General features: G+C 51.0%; 11 protein-coding genes. 7 read left to right on the top strand and 4 right to left on the bottom strand.

Annotation, left to right across the window (positions count from 1 at the left end):
• Positions 1-6: 6 nt before the first annotated feature.
• The gene (locus ACFMKP_RS08395; protein WP_382290862.1) at positions 7-981 is read right to left on the bottom strand and encodes a hypothetical protein; all 975 of its coding nucleotides are present in this window, start codon (positions 979-981) and stop codon (positions 7-9) included.
• 129 nt (positions 982-1,110) lie between these two features.
• On the opposite strand from ACFMKP_RS08395, the gene ACFMKP_RS08390 reads away from it, so the two are divergent.
• The 5 genes from ACFMKP_RS08390 (at position 1,111) to ACFMKP_RS08370 (ending at position 3,193) form a co-directional block, all read left to right on the top strand.
• A complete protein-coding gene (locus tag ACFMKP_RS08390) occupies positions 1,111-1,437 on the top strand; it encodes a hypothetical protein (RefSeq protein ID WP_382290860.1) in 327 nt (108 codons plus the stop codon).
• A gap of 4 nt (positions 1,438-1,441) precedes the next feature.
• Entirely contained in the window at positions 1,442-1,753 is a 312-nt protein-coding gene (locus tag ACFMKP_RS08385; RefSeq protein ID WP_382290858.1) for a hypothetical protein, read from the top strand.
• Between the two features lie 143 nt (positions 1,754-1,896).
• Positions 1,897-2,223 (top strand): ArsR/SmtB family transcription factor, encoded by a 327-nt coding sequence (locus tag ACFMKP_RS08380; RefSeq protein ID WP_382290856.1) that lies wholly within the window; start codon positions 1,897-1,899, stop codon positions 2,221-2,223.
• A 12-nt stretch (positions 2,224-2,235) separates the two neighbouring features.
• Positions 2,236-2,745 carry an SRPBCC family protein gene (locus tag ACFMKP_RS08375; RefSeq protein ID WP_382290854.1) on the top strand — a complete coding sequence of 170 codons (510 nt, stop codon included), beginning with the start codon at positions 2,236-2,238 and terminating at the stop codon, positions 2,743-2,745.
• A 46-nt stretch (positions 2,746-2,791) separates the two neighbouring features.
• Positions 2,792-3,193, top strand: a complete 402-nt coding sequence (locus ACFMKP_RS08370; RefSeq protein WP_382290853.1) for a DoxX family protein — start codon at positions 2,792-2,794, stop codon at positions 3,191-3,193.
• A 65-nt stretch (positions 3,194-3,258) separates the two neighbouring features.
• Here ACFMKP_RS08370 and ACFMKP_RS08365 read toward each other — a convergent pair whose 3' ends face one another.
• The 3 genes from ACFMKP_RS08365 to ACFMKP_RS08355 form a co-directional block, all read right to left on the bottom strand.
• Entirely contained in the window at positions 3,259-4,686 is a 1,428-nt protein-coding gene (locus ACFMKP_RS08365) for an RCC1 domain-containing protein (protein ID WP_382290851.1), read from the bottom strand.
• Positions 4,687-4,915: 229 nt separating this feature from the next.
• Positions 4,916-6,304, bottom strand: coding sequence for a hypothetical protein (locus ACFMKP_RS08360; protein ID WP_382290849.1), 1,389 nt, complete (start codon positions 6,302-6,304; stop codon positions 4,916-4,918).
• Positions 6,305-6,604: 300 nt separating this feature from the next.
• Positions 6,605-7,951 (bottom strand): discoidin domain-containing protein, encoded by a 1,347-nt coding sequence (locus ACFMKP_RS08355; protein ID WP_382290847.1) that lies wholly within the window; start codon positions 7,949-7,951, stop codon positions 6,605-6,607.
• A gap of 207 nt (positions 7,952-8,158) precedes the next feature.
• Between ACFMKP_RS08355 and ACFMKP_RS08350 the strand changes: the two genes are divergently transcribed.
• Both ACFMKP_RS08350 and ACFMKP_RS08345 read left to right on the top strand, forming a co-directional pair.
• Entirely contained in the window at positions 8,159-11,383 is a 3,225-nt protein-coding gene (locus tag ACFMKP_RS08350; protein WP_382290845.1) for a HEAT repeat domain-containing protein, read from the top strand.
• 160 nt (positions 11,384-11,543) lie between these two features.
• A complete protein-coding gene (locus tag ACFMKP_RS08345) occupies positions 11,544-14,783 on the top strand; it encodes a HEAT repeat domain-containing protein (RefSeq protein WP_382290843.1) in 3,240 nt (1,079 codons plus the stop codon).
• Positions 14,784-14,949 lie beyond the last annotated feature (166 nt).

Raw genomic sequence — 14,949 nt, 5'->3', positions numbered from 1 at the left:
CAAGCGTTATTCACTCGCTGCTAAACCAAAAAAACCACGTAATTGTTGACGATAGGTGGCGTGATTAGCCCACAAGGCCAGATTGGCTTGGGTTTGCTGTTCAAGCAATTGGGCTAAGCGTTCAATGTTTGCCGCGCGTAATTTGGCCAAGGTCTGCGCAATCAAGGCCTGATTTGCTTGTTCAAGCTCATGCCAAAATCGTTCATGCAGAATCTGTTGGCCAGCAACCTGCGCCGCCGTCAACTGGCTAAAATCGCCAAACACCGCTTGCTCGTGCAAATAGCGCAAAAAGCGGCAAGCCACGCTATTGAGTTTATCCTGTTTAAGCTCATCGATCCAATCGCTGGCATCATCGCTGAGTTGGCGCGCCAAGGTCAAGCATTCTAGCGTTTCGATGACGAGATTCGCGGTTGGGCCAAATGGATCGTGACCAGCCAGCCAAGCCTGAGCACGGCTGTTGAAAAAGAAGGGTTGGGCACGTGCCAACAGAACTGTTTGCTCAAAATTGGCCAATTGATCAAAGTCCAAGCTTGCCAATTCGCTCAAGCGATAGCGCAATTCCTGCTGATGGCCAAGCGCCGATTCAAGCGTCAGCTGGCGAAATAGCGGCCAGATTGGGCTTTGCGCCAAGCCTAATTCTGTATATAACTCAAGCTGGCGCAGCAAGGCCAAATGCGCACCAAGCAATAACGCTGGCTCAGCATCGCCATCCAACAGATTATCTTGGACCCAATAATACCACCAGCCATAGAGTTGGGCCGCACCAAGCTGCACATAGATGGGCCTTGCAAGCGCAAACTGCTCGCGCAGCCACCATGGCAAGAGCGCAGCAATCTGGCTAAATCGGCCCTGTTTCAACTGGCTGAATTGAGCTTGCAAAGCGTGGGTCAAGCCTGTGGGCAAGGCCAACAAATCGGCTTCAATCAAGCAACAAACGGCGCGATAGTGCGCGTGATCATCATCTGGCTCGGCTGAATTCATCCTCATTCCTTTGCTGCGACAAACAATTGTGCGCCACTAGGATACACCAAAGCCAAGCATAGCCGAACTTTGAGCCGCAAAGCCCAGTATAGTACAGCAGAATCGAATCCTTGTAAGGAGAACCAATCGATGACTGTTTCGATGAATATCGAATTTGTGATGATTCCACACCAGCTTGGCGGGCGCAAACATCCATTTGCAAAAAAGATGTATATGAATCTTCGTTGGCAGCGCTATTTCTATCACGTCCCGAATAGCGTCAGGAGTATTCAATTGATTGAGTTTGAATATGATGCACAGACCCGATTAGGCCATGCATGTTGCATTTTCCCCTTTGATGATCCATTTCCTCAGGCCTGGCTTGAACCAGGCGAATTACTTGAACTGTGTGACGGCGCACACATCGTAGCAATTGCCAAGATTGTGCCGCCACGGATTGTGAAAGAAGAGGATTGAAGTTATGTCAAATCTGATCGCGTTTGAATTTTTCTGGCTACCCGAACAATTCAGTGGCCATAGCCAACCGCCGTTTGTAAGCATGCAAACGCGCATTCGAGGTGAATCAAGCCAATTTCCGATGCGCAGTATCGAATGGATACAGTTGGAATATGACCAAATCACCAGTCAAGGCTATGCGCTGAGCAAATTGCTCACTCGAATCCCAATAGCCATAGGCCAGTTTAAATTTGGCGAACAAATTAAGCTCCTTGCTGGCGACACAATTATTGCAGTTGGTAAAATCGTTAACCCTCGCGCTGAAGCTGGCAGGTAATTACACTTTATGCATCCTCAACCCGCTTCCACAGCGCTGGCGTGGGAGCTTAACTCAGTACTTTGGCATGTTTCAGCTGAGCAATTTTACCATTCAGCAAAATTGGCGCTTGATATATTCCCATATTGGCATATAATAACTATATGGCACGTGCAGCAACAACAACCGATGTATTTAACGCGATCGCAGAGCCGGGGCGGCGGCAAATTCTCGACCTGCTCGCGAACGGCGAGCTTTCCGTCAACGAACTGGTTGAGCAGCTTGGGCTGGCTCAGCCGCAGGTATCCAAGCGCCTGCATGTCTTGCGCGAAGTCGGGCTAGTGCTCGTACGCGATGATGGTCGACAACGCTACTACCGATTAAATGGGCGGGCACTCAAGCCCATTCACGATTGGATTCGGCGCTACGAACAAATGTGGAACGACCGCTTTGATGCCTTGGATGATTTGCTCGAAGAATTGCATGATTAGGAGGATTAACCCATGCCAACGCTTGTCAACAAACATTCAGCAGTGATTACGCTGCCAACCGACACCCAAATTCAGATTAGCCGCGATTTTAATGTGCCCAAGGAGCTAGTCTATCGGGCTTGGACCACGCCTGAACTAGTGAAACGCTGGTGGTCAGCAGGCCATGGCACGGTCACAATCGCTGATATTGATTTGAAAATTGGCGGCATGTGGCGGTGGGTCACGGTTACAGACACTGGCTTTGAAGTGGCATTTCATGGCGAATATCGCGAACTTATCCCCAATCAGCGGCTAGTTTGCACCGAAGTGTACGAAGCTATGCCCGAAGGCGAAGCATTAAATAGCCTAAGCTTCAGCGATCGCGAAGGTGGCTCAAGCTTGACCCTGCTGGTGCAACATAGCTGCCAAGAGCATCGCGATGCCCACGTCAATTCAGGTATGGAATCGGGCATGCAAAGCGCGCTGGCAATGCTTGAAGCAATCGCGCTCGAATTGCTTGAACAAGCGGCAGTCGAAGCCTAATTCGGCGGCCATAAAGGTTGATGTGGCTTCGTGGAATGGAGAATTCATGACAACGCTAACCGCAACCAGCGCAAAAACCAGCCTGTGGGCCAGCAGGATCATGCGAGGGTTACCAATTCTATTCCTGATTTTTGATGGCAGCTACAAGCTTTTTAATCCAGCTCCGGTTGCTGAATCATTCGCTGCACTGGGCTACCCCGAGGGCATTGCCTTGAGCTTGGGATTGCTGCTGATTGTCTGTACCATCATGTATGCAATTCCCCGCACAGCAGTCCTGGGGGCAGTTCTGCTAACTGGCTACCTTGGCGGGGCAATCGCCAGCCATGTTCGGGTCGGCGATCCGCTCTTCTCGTTGATCTTTCCGATCATCATTGGGGGACTGTTGTGGGGTGGCCTGTATCTCAGCGATGAACGGCTCCGTGCGATTTTCCCAGTGCGTGGCGCATAACCCATAAACGACTAAACCATGAGCAACGCCCCGCTCTCATTGACTAGGAGCGGGGCGTTGCAGATTTAGTTCGCAGCCCAAGGAATGTAGCAGCGCCACATTACGGTAGTTGTAGTCGCGGTTGGCTCAGTGGTCGCCGTTGGTACGTCAGTCGTGGTCGGCGTTGCCGTGTTGGTTGCGGTTACGGTCGCAGTTGGCACATCGGTCGGCGTTGCGGTTGCGGTGTTGGTCGCGGTCGCAATTGGCACATCGGTCGCCGTGGCCGTTGCGGTTGGCAATTCGGTCGCGGTTGGTTCGTCGGTTGCCGTTACGGTTGGCACATCGGTTGCGGTCGCTGTAGCTGTATTTGTCGTGGTTGCAGTCGCGGTTGGCTCAGCGGTTGCAGTTGGTTCGTCAGTCGTGGTCGCCGTCGCCGTCGGTTCAGCGGTTGCGGTTGCTGTGGAAGTTGCGGTCGCGGTCGGTTCGTCAGTAGATGTAGCAGGCGGAACATCAGTTGCCGTCGCCGTTGGTTCAGCGGTTGCGGTTGCTGTATTGGTCGCTGTTGCTGTGGGCAAAGGTGTACGGGTTGCGGTTACGCGCGGGGTTGGCGTGCTTTCAATTGGCACATTCAGTTGGCCATAACTATTATCGCCCCAACACAAAATCCGCCGATCACCCTTGATTGCGCAGGTATGGCCATATCCAGAACTGATTTGGCTAAACGTACCAGCTGGCACCATTGCCGCAGCAAAATGTCCCCAGCAATGGGCAATTGTCGTATTACTAACGATGCCACAGCCATGATAGCCCCCAATGCTAAGCTGGCTAAATGAGCCATTGGGCGGTGCAGGCAAATCGGAGAATGTCGAGTAATTCCAACAGCTGATCCTATTATCAGTTGCTAGTGCACAAGCAGAGCTATAGCCAACACTGACATCGCGATAGCTCCCAGCAGGCGGTGGGACGAATACATCCCAGCCATTTTCCCAACAGTGGAGTGCTTGCGCAGTATCAATTGCACAAGCATAGGCTTGGCCAACGCTCACTTTCGTATATAGACCTTGCGGGGCACTTTCCCATGGATCAACATTCCCGCCCCAACAGGCTAAAGTTTTATCAAGCTTAATCGCGCAACTATGAAACGAACCAGCATCAAGCGCGCTAAATCTGCCGCTTGGTGGATTCAGAATCCCATAATCTGGCGAACCCCAACATTGGATCGCGAGATCTGAGGATCGAATACCACAGCTAAATCCAGCGCCAGCACTCACTGCTTCAAATGAGCCAGTTGGCGGCATTGATTCATTATCAGCATTCGAACCCCAACATTGCAGCATTCGACTGGTCTTAATTGCACAGGTGTGGATAGAGCCAGCACTTACTCGCAGATAGGTATCGACCAAGGGTGCGGCCATAACCTGCGGGTTCGATTTGGGCAACACAAGAATCAGCGCTGCCAAGCCAATTAGCCACCACAGCAGTGGCGCGCGAAAACGAACGTGGATGCGATCCATAACCACACAGCTCCTCAACAACGATTGTCCAGATCCACAGAATGATGATGATCGCTCAATTATACGTCCGGATCAGCGTAGCACTAGAGCCATTAGTCCAATCCAGGAGTGGGATCACGCATCACTAGCGTTGGTTCAGGAGTGATAACCGAGAAGCTGATTATGGAGTGAATTCGGGCCGCAATCGCTCGCCTCTTGCACAGGCAAGCGATCGCGGCAAATTAAGCACTTACTTCGTCGCGGCCCAAGGAATGTAACAGCGCCACAGTGGAATGGTCATGGTCGCAGTTGGCGCATTAGTCGCCGTTGCGGTTGCGGTGTTTGTTAACGTAGGCACATCGGTCGGTGTTGCCGTTGCGGTCGGCAGATCGGTCACGGTCGCCGTTGGCACATCGGTCGGTGTTGCGGTTGGTTCATCGGTCGCGGTCGCCGTTGGTTCGTCTGTTGCCGTTGGCAACTCGGTCGCGGTCGCCGTTGGTTCGTCTGTTGCCGTTGCGGTTGGCAACTCGGTCGCGGTCGCGGTTGGCACATCGGTCGGTGTTGCCGTTGCGGTTGGCACATCGGTCGCGGTTGCAGTTGGTTCGTCTGTTGCCGTTGCTGTGGCTGTTGGAATGTCAGTTGCAGTCGCTGTATTGGTTGCGGTGGCCGTGCGCGTTATAGTTGGGATTCTGGTTGGGGTTGGCGTTCTGGTTGCAAATCCCTGAGCAGTTGGCGTGCTTTCAATCGGCACATTCAGTTGCCCACTACCATTCTCACCCCAACACAAAATCCGGCGATCACTCTTAATCGCACAGGTATGCTCGCCTCCAGAACTAATACTCGTAAAACTTCCTGCTGGCACATAGATAGCCGCCATCCCTTGCCCCCAACAAGTGACAGTGGTCGTATTGGTGATAAGTCCACAGCCATGGCTCATGCCAATACTAACTTGGCTATAGGTGACATTTGATGGTGGCGTAAAAGGTTGTGAGTTTGAATAGCTCCAACAGGCAATACTGTTATCAACTGCTATTGCACAAGCAGTATGATAGCCAACGTTAATATCACGATAGCTACCAATTGGCGGTGCTGGAATTGCTCGTGATTCCTCACCCCAACAGGCGAGTGCTTGAGTTGTATCGATCGCACAAGCATAGCCATCACCAACACTAAGCTTTGTATAGGTTCCTGCTGGGGCATTGAGTTCACCATCCGTATTAAAACCCCAGCACTGCAAACTTTGATCAGTTTTAATCCCACAGCTATGCCATCCGCCAGAATCAAGCGCACGAAAGGTGTCACTTGGTACATTGGTCTGCCCATGAGTATTCTTTCCCCAACAGGCAAGAGTTTGGGGCGAATAGCGGATTGCACAACTGAAAGATGTACCTGAACTTAGCTCGCGATAGGAGCCAGTTGGCGGATTTGTTTCACCCCATTGAGTATATCCCCAACATTGAAGGGACGACCCATCCTTAATCGCACAGGTATGCATTGCACCTGCACTTACTCGCATATAGGTATCAATTAATGGCACGGCCATAACTTGGGTGGGCGACTTGGGCAGCACCAGCACAAGCAGCACAAGGCCGATAATCCACCAAAGCAGGGCTGGCCGAAAACGTGATTGTTGACGCATAAATTCTCCTCGCAGTACAGCATGGATCATAGCAAATAGGCTAAGCCAACCGTAACAGCAAACCTGCTACGGCATCGACTCAAACCCGAGCTTCATGATTGGTTTGGAAATAGCAAATTCTCTCGAAGAATAGGCTTATTATATGCGAGGATTGCGCCAAATCAAGTACCAAAAGTACCTTTCAGCAGGGTCATTAATGAGGATCATTTGCCCATGTTCACTGCCCACAAACAAAAATCCAGCCTGCGTTGCGACTACAACACGGGCTGGCTTGGATAAAATTTACAGCTGACAAATCAATTAGCGTTGATAGACCCGCACCCAGTCAACATACATGCGTTGCGGAAAAACGCTACTTGCAGGCGGGTCAAGCGGCCAATCGCCGCCAACCGCGATATTGAGCAAAATATAGAATGGTTGATGGAATTCGGTTTTGCCGCTGCCAGTAATTGGCAAGACCAGCGGCTGACCATTATCGTTCCTCAATAATGGCTGACCATCAATTGTCCAGCGAATTTGCTGCGCATCCCATTCAACCCCAAACACGTGATAGGCATCGGCATAGCTTCCGCTGGGCAGATTTTTGGCTTGCGCACCATCGCTACGGTCGCCATTTTCCGACCACCACATATAGCCATGGGTGCGGTTATCGCCACATTCGCTGCCACATTGGTTGCCACCCACCATTTCCATAATATCGATCTCGCCAGAAGCTGGCCAATTGCCTTGGTTGCCCATCATCCAGAAGGCTGGCCAAATGCCATTGCCATACGGCAAGCGCATGCGGGCTTCGATGCGGCCATATTGCCACGAACGTTTGCCTTGGGTCACCAAGCGTGCCGAGGTATATTGACACTTGCCATACCAGCAGTTGTAATTGGCAGGATTTTCCTTGCGCGCTTCGATGAGCAGGGCTTTGCCATCTTCAGCAGTGGCATCTTGGGTGATACTCGCATTTTGACCATTGGTGTAATATTGGCGCTCGTTATTGCCGCCACCATCGCCATTAACAATATAGCGCCAATTGCTTTGATCAATCGTCGCTTGGTTAAATTCATCGCTCCAAACTAAGTTCCAATTACCAGTTGGGGTTGGCGTACGCGTTGGAGTAAGCGTTGGGCCTGGCGTGCGGGTTGGAGTTGGATTCGCCGCCGATGTGCCATAGATTTCTAGTTCCCACAGCGAGTAGCCCCATGGCGTGCCGCGCGTGGTTGCATAGACCCGCAAATAGCGCCCGCTGCCAGTAACATTCAAATCGTCGTTGTTGCCATCGCCAGTCGTCGTGTTATAGATCGTCGTCCAATTTGTGGCATTGGTTGACACTTCGAGCCGATAGGCTTTGGCGTAGGCGGCTTCCCATTTGAGCAGCACCCGATTAAGATTATAGGTCGCGCCAAGATCGATGCGCAACCATTCGACCGAAGTTTCGGCGCTGGCCCAACGCGTTGCAGCATTGCCATCAACGGCTTTGTTTGCTTCAAAGCCAGCACCTTCAATCGATGAAGCAAGCGCAGGCCGACCAAATGCCAGATTCACCCCTGTTTGGGCTTGAATCGAACGTGGCAGCCCAAGCAACCCAAATAGCCCAAATACACCAAGCAGCAGCAAGATTCGCAGCTGAAATAACGGTTTAGCACGCTTAATCATCAACAATCGCTCCTAAAATTACTTAATTAAGTATTAAGAGTATAAAGCGAAAATGCCGACCACAAGCGGGGTAATTACAGGGGTAAAACTGGGGCAAATTGGCTACGCTGCTAGCTTGACAGGCTTGCTATAGTGATGGGCTAGGGAGAAATCAGTTCGCTAGTGCTCGTAACCTAGCGCGAGTTAACTAGCAAGGAGAGTGTCTTGATGAATCGTGATCAACTGCTGGCCGAGTTCGAGCAATTAAGCAATGCCCAACGGATTAAACGCATGGTTGGCTTGGGCCAACAAGCAACCAACGATCCCCAAAGTGCCCAATTAATTGAGCAATTCGCCCAAAGCCCAAGCATCTATCAACGCCGTTTGGCTTTGTGGAGTTGCTACGGCAGCCACGATAGCAGCTTAATTCGGCGCTTTATCAGCGATCCTGCCCAATCGTTAATTCGCTTAGCAATTGATTTAATCGCTGTGTATGGCAATGATCCTGATGTAGCCGCCAGTTTGAGCCAATTAGCTGCTCCATTTTGGCGGAGAGCGCTCAAATTATTGGCCAAACAAGGCCGATTTCACTTGATTGACGCTTTTTTGGCAACCTTAGAGCCACAACAGCTGCCACCCTATCAATTATTTGGCTCAGAACAGTATTACAACCAGCATCAAGCAAGCATTATCCACCACCTTACACCAGCAGCCTGGAGCCACTTTGCCCGTTTCAAGCCACGCGAATGTGCCGAGGCAGTTCAGCAGATTTTGCAAAACGAAGCCCTGAATCTTAGCCATAAGCTAAGTATTTTCAACCAAGCTATTCCCGATCTTGTAGAATACGATCCCGATCGAGCACTCGCCTTGCTGCAAATAGCGCTCGATCAACAAATTGCGCTCCAATCGTTGTCACTGCAAGCTTTAGCAAATCGGCGACCGCAAGCGATTGCCAATTTGATGATTCAACAGCAACAAACAGCCTCGATTAACTGGGGCAACGTGCTCAGCAAATTGAATTTGGATCAAATTTTACAGCTAGCTGAACTCAATTTGCTGCCGCGACCAGGCTTATGGCTGAACAAAATCCCCAGCTCCTACCGCTCAGCAGTGTACGCCGCCCATCATCGCGAATGGTACGATCAACAATTAATGCTCCTCGATGATACGCTCTTGCAAGCGCTGCCAAGCAACGAACGCCAATATGAGGCGCGGCGGATTCAGCAACTGCCCAATACCGCTGCAAATCTGCAATTGAAAATTCGCTACGCTGCCTATTTGCCATGGGATGAAGCATGGGCAGCGTTGCAACCAGCACTCAAACATAATGAAGCCGAATTGCGTGGCGAAGCACTTGCTTCGTTAATCAAGATTGTGCGCTATCAGCCAGAGTATGCTCAAACCGCCTTGGATTTAGTTCATGATCGGCGCAATGAGCAAGATCCCGTGCGGGTTAAGTTGCTGTCGGCATTAAGCGAACTGCCAGCGCGACGGTGGCAAGCACAACACCTCGCTAGCATCGAGCAAATTATTCGTGTTAGCCTGAATGCCCGCGATTGCTCCGATACCAGCATTCGCTTATTACAACGCTGGCTGAGCAAATTGCTTGAAGTGCATCCCCAAGCCAGCATCGAATTAATTAGCCAGATTAGCCGCGAACGGGGCAAGCTCTTTGTGCAGCGCCATGGCCGCGGACTCAACGCCAGCGAGGCCAAAGCGCTATCGGCTGCCCTCTTGCCAATTATGCAATCATGGCAACGCCGCCAGCAAGCAGAAGATATTTTAAGCATTATCAATTTTGTTGGCCGTGCGATCAAGGATGTGCCCGAATTGTTGGTGATGCTTGAGCAAATTGCCAATGATACGATTGATTGGGCTGCCATGCGCGCGGTCTATGTGCTGCATCGCTATGCTCGTACTACGTTTACGCAAGTTGTGCCGCGCATTTTGGCCAACGATCGCAGCTGGATCACCCAACCATTGATTGCGAACTTTGTGCATACTAAACGCCAAGATTTGCTAACCCCATTTTTGCCAGCCCAACGCTATAAAGGTAAATTTAGCACGGGCGATGCTGGCTATATTTTGCCCATTCAGCGCGGCTTTGAGCGCTGGACAACCAACCAGCAACAAATTTTTGCCGAAGCAGTCATTACCCAAACCGCGCAAGAAGACTTACAACACCAATATTTAATCGAATATGCGCAGCGTTTAGCCTACCTCAGCGAGGTCGCACCGACTCGCCTGATCGAGTTGGCCCAGCTTGATGCGCCAATTGAGGTGCTGCGTGATAAAGCGCTTGAGGCCCTAAGTCGCCGCGAAACTGGCGATGGCGTGCCAACCCTGCTCGAAGCCTTAGACGATGGTCGTGCTCGGGTGGCGATTTATGCCTTGTATCGGGTCTTAATGCGCATGCCAACCAACCAAGCCTTGGCAATTTTGCGCAATGTACCGAGCAGCAAAATAACCGTCGCCAAAGCAACCATCCGCTTAATCGGCGCGCTGAATAATCAAGCCGCCTACCAAGAATTATTGCGTTGGAACGAGCGTGAGTTACATCGCGATGTGCTGATTGCCCTCGTCCATACGCTCAACAGCTACCTTGAGCAACCAGAAACCTGGCAAATTTTTGAACGCTTGCTGAGCCATGAAGAAACCACGGTGGTCAAGAGCCTTGCGAAAATCTCGCTCGCAGGCCAACCGCTCAGCATGCACGAACCAGTGCTGCACTTATTGGCAGCGCTAGTAGAACATCCTCAGCTTGAAGTTCGTGAAGAAGCTGTGGGGCGTTGTTTCTTGTTTCATGGCACCGACCACCAACGGATTTTGGTTAAACCATTGACCAAAGCGCTGACTTCAGGGATCGTACGGTTCCGCGATTCAGCAGTTAGGGCGCTGGTTAGGATGTATGCAATCAAGGATCAAGAGGTTATTCTGGGAATTGTGCGCGAGCATTTGCCCAATCGGGCGGTTATTTACGAGCTGATTAGCACGCTTGATCGCCAAGTGAGCGCGTTTGAAGCATATTATCCAGTTGGCTACGCGCTGATCAACGAATTAGCCCGCGACCGCTTTACGACCCATTTGCAAATTCAATTGGCGGGTCATTGCTACAGCGAACAAGAATGGTTTGATTTCGTTCAACAGTTGCAGCAACAACGCTTGCTCAATATTAATAATTTTCGGGCGGTCTTGGAAGTCGTTGAAGCGGTTGCTAATCGGCGTTGGCTAGCTCAACCAGCGCAACTCGAAAGCTTTTTCTATCGATCTAGCGCTGCTTATTTACGCCGGATTGGCCTCGCCGCCTTTGGCTTCAAAACCAAACGCCTTGGCTGGCATCCCGCCGATTATCAACGCCTCGCCGAATATCAGGCCGATTCCGATGAGTTGGTTGCCGTACCAGCCCAATTTATCTTTCCACCGCAGGTCGAAACAGCCGAACCAACCAAATAAATCCAGCTCACAAGCGGCGCGTCGCCGATAAGCAACGCGCCGCTTTTCAGCCAGCTTGACAGGCTTGGTATATTTATGGGCTGGGGAGAATTTGTTAACTACTCGTATGCTATCAGCAGATAGCCCCTAGCGCGAGTTAATTAGCATGGAGAGTGTGTTGATGAATCGTGATCAACTGCTGGCTGAGTTCGAGCAATTAAGTGATAACCAACGGATTAAACGCATGGTTGCACTTGGCCAACAAGCAACCAACGATCCTCAAAGCGGCCAATTAATCGAGCAATTGGCCCAAAGCCCAAGCATTTACCAACGCCGTTTGGCCTTGTGGAGTTGCTATGGCAGCCACGATAGCAGCCTGATTGGAAGGTTTATCAGCGATCCTGCTCAATCGTTAGTTCGGTTAGCAATTAATTTAATGGGTGTGTATGGCACTGATGCTGATGTAGCAGCCAGTTTGGGCCAATTAGCCGCCCCATTCTGGCGAAAAGCACTCAAATTATTGGCCAAACAAGGTCGATTTGCATTAATTGATGATTTTTTGGCAACTCTAGAGCCAGCGCAATTGGCGCAGTATGCACTATTTGGTTCGCAACAGTATTACAATCAGCAGCAAGCGTCAATTATTCAGCGGTTTAGCCCACGTGAATGGGGCCAACTGGCCCGCTTCAAGCCGCTTGCATGCGTTGCATCATTGAATACGTTTTTGCAGCAATCAGCCCAGAGTATTCAACAAAAACAGGCAGTTTTGAGCATTGCGCTGCCAAAATTAGCCATGCGCCAGCCAGATCTGGCGCTCGGATTGGTGCAAACAGCGCTCGATCATCAGTTGGAACTCAATTCCTTGCCACTCCAAGCCCTAGCCTATCAGCGCCCCCAAGCGATTGCCGACCTGATGATTCAGCAGCAACAAAAAGTAGATCTTGATTGGGGCAACTTGGTCAGCAAACTGCGCTTAGAGCAAGTTTTACGGCTGGCCGAGCTGAATCTACTACCAAAACGAGCTAAATGGCTGCAAAAAACACCGATTAGCTATCGCTCAGCTTTGTATGCAGCCCAGCATCGCAAATGGTACGATGACAGATTGTTGCTTGAAGATCGTGTATGGCAAGCGCTGCCAAGCAACGAACGCCAGCATGAAGTGCGACGCACGCAACACCTGCCACATGTGGAAATGTTCCCTATTTTTAAAATTCAGCATGCCGCCTATTTGCCATGGGATGAGGCATGGGAAATCGTGCAACCAGCGCTCAAGAATAGCGAAGCTGTGTGGCGGGGTGAAGCAATCGCTTCGTTAATCAAGATTGTGCGCTATCAGCCAGAATATGCCCAAACTGTCTTGGATTTGGTTAACGATCGACGTAACGAGCAAGATCCGGTGCGGGTCAAAATGCTGACAGCCTTAAGCGATCTGCCAGCACGACGGTGGCAAGCCCAACACCTCGCCAGCATCGAGCAGATTATGCGCGCGAGCTTAAATGCCCGCGATTGCTCCGATACGAGCATTCAGCTCTTACAACGCTGGCTCAGCAAATTACTTGCGGTGCATCCAGAGGCCAGTATGGCATTAATTGGCCAAATGAGCCGCGAGCGTGGCAAACTGTTTGTCCAGAGCTATGGCGGCGAGCTGAATGCCGCCGAGGCCCAAGCCTTGTGCGCCGTGCTTTTGCCAATTATGCGCACCTGGCAACGCGCCCAACAAATTGAAGATATTCTCAGCATTGTCTATTTTATTGGGCGCTCAATCAAGGATGTGCCCGAATTAATTGCCATGCTTGAGCAAATCGCCAACGAACAGTTGCATTGGGCAGCAAAACGAGCTTTGGATGCACTCCACAGCTACGCTCGCCCTCATTTTAACCAACTTGTGCCACAGCTGCTTGCCAACGACCCAAGCTGGATTACCCAAAGGCTGATTTTGAACTTTGTGCAGAGCAAACGTCAAGACTTGCTCACGCCATTTTTGCCCGCCCAAGCCTACGAAGGCAAATTCAGCACGGGCGATGCTGCGTATATTTTGCCCATTCAGCACGGCTTTGAGCGCTGGACCACCAAGCAACAACAGCTATTTGCCCAAACTCTGATTGAGCAAACCCATAATCCTGATCTGCAACACCCAACCTTGATTGATTATGCGCAACGCCTAGTCTACCTCAGCGAAGTTACCCCAACCCGCTTGATCGAGTTGGCGCAGCTTAACGCCCCAATTGAGGTCTTGCGCGATAAAGCACTCGAAGCATTAAGCCGCCGCGAAACCAATGATGGCGTGCCAACGCTGCTCGAAGCGTTGGATGATGGCCGCGCCCGCGTGGCGATTTATGCTTTACGGCGAATCTTAGTGCGTATGCCAACCAACCAAGCTTTGGATATTCTGCGCAATGTGCCAAGTGACAGAGTAACCGTTACCAAAGAAACCGTGCGGCTGATTGGCGACCTCAAAAATCAGGTTGCCTACCAAGAATTATTGCGCTGGAACGAGCTTGAGCTGCATAATGACGTGCGGATTGCCCTCGTCCATGCGCTGAGCAACTATCTTGAGCACCCAGAAACCTGGCAAATCTTGGCAAGCATTGGTCAGCATGACGATCCAAATGTGGTCGATAGCTTGACCGATATTTGGGTCAAAAACCAACCACCAGCAATTCAGCAACGCTATCTCAAACTCGTGGCGGGGTTATTGGAACATCCTGATGGAGCTGTTCGCGGAGATGCGCTGATGGCGCTTAGTTTGATTCCTGACCCTGATCGGCTACTAGTCCAACCAATCATCGCAATCATTGCGAGCGATAGCCAAGATTTACTCGAAGATTGCATTATATCGCTCGTCCAACTCTATGGAATTAGCGATATTGAGGTTGTTGCCGCGATTGTGCGCCGCTTTCTGGCAAAACGCTTTTTTCTCTATCGATTTGTTGAACATCTTACGCCGCTGCTCGAAATCCAACCAAGCTTCTTCCCTTTGGGGCGCGCAATTGTGGCCGAATTGGCCAGCGATCGCTTAACCACTCAATTGCAAATTCAATTGGCTGCACGCTGCTATACCGAGCAAGCATGGTTCGATTTTGTGCAACAGTTGAGCCAAAAGCAATTATTGCATGTTGATAATTTTCGGGCAGTGCTCGACGAACTCCATTATGTTCAAAATACTATTTGGCTCCGCCAACCTGATCAACTAGAAACGTTCTTCTATCCATCCAGCGATCCCTATTTACGCCGGATCGGCTTAGCAGCGTTTATTTTCAAAACGAAAGAGCTTGGCTGGCATCCTGCCGATCATCAACGGCTGGCCGAATATAAGGCCGACCCTGATGAGCTGGTTGCAGCCGCAGCCCTGTTTGTTTTCGCTCCTCAAACAACCGATGGCGACGACGAAGATTCGTTCGAGGATGATGATATGGAGTAAGATTGGCCAACCATGCCCTCACCCTCAGCCCCTCTCCCACTAAACGCGGGCGAGGGGAGCACTCTGTGGATAATCAATGATTCATGGCGAAACCACGAGATTAATCCCCTCGCTCGCGAACGGTGGGGGATCTCAAAACCTATGAGGGGCGAGGGGCTTTGGCAGA

It is taken from the genome of Herpetosiphon sp. NSE202 (assembly GCF_042688385.1).
Lineage (GTDB): Bacteria > Chloroflexota > Chloroflexia > Chloroflexales > Herpetosiphonaceae > Herpetosiphon.
This window is presented reverse-complemented; position numbering and strand designations above follow the sequence as displayed.

Bases quoted from the DNA above. Each gene is read 5' to 3' on its own strand.
- ACFMKP_RS08395 (WP_382290862.1), bottom strand. From the start codon at position 981: ATGAATTCAGCCGAGCCAGATGATGATCACGCGCACTATCGCGCCGTT.
- ACFMKP_RS08390 (WP_382290860.1), top strand. From the start codon at position 1,111: ATGACTGTTTCGATGAATATCGAATTTGTGATGATTCCACACCAGCTT.
- ACFMKP_RS08385 (WP_382290858.1), top strand. From the start codon at position 1,442: ATGTCAAATCTGATCGCGTTTGAATTTTTCTGGCTACCCGAACAATTC.
- ACFMKP_RS08380 (WP_382290856.1), top strand. From the start codon at position 1,897: ATGGCACGTGCAGCAACAACAACCGATGTATTTAACGCGATCGCAGAG.
- ACFMKP_RS08375 (WP_382290854.1), top strand. From the start codon at position 2,236: ATGCCAACGCTTGTCAACAAACATTCAGCAGTGATTACGCTGCCAACC.
- ACFMKP_RS08370 (WP_382290853.1), top strand. From the start codon at position 2,792: ATGACAACGCTAACCGCAACCAGCGCAAAAACCAGCCTGTGGGCCAGC.
- ACFMKP_RS08365 (WP_382290851.1), bottom strand. From the start codon at position 4,686: ATGGATCGCATCCACGTTCGTTTTCGCGCGCCACTGCTGTGGTGGCTA.
- ACFMKP_RS08360 (WP_382290849.1), bottom strand. From the start codon at position 6,304: ATGCGTCAACAATCACGTTTTCGGCCAGCCCTGCTTTGGTGGATTATC.
- ACFMKP_RS08355 (WP_382290847.1), bottom strand. From the start codon at position 7,951: ATGATTAAGCGTGCTAAACCGTTATTTCAGCTGCGAATCTTGCTGCTG.
- ACFMKP_RS08350 (WP_382290845.1), top strand. From the start codon at position 8,159: ATGAATCGTGATCAACTGCTGGCCGAGTTCGAGCAATTAAGCAATGCC.
- ACFMKP_RS08345 (WP_382290843.1), top strand. From the start codon at position 11,544: ATGAATCGTGATCAACTGCTGGCTGAGTTCGAGCAATTAAGTGATAAC.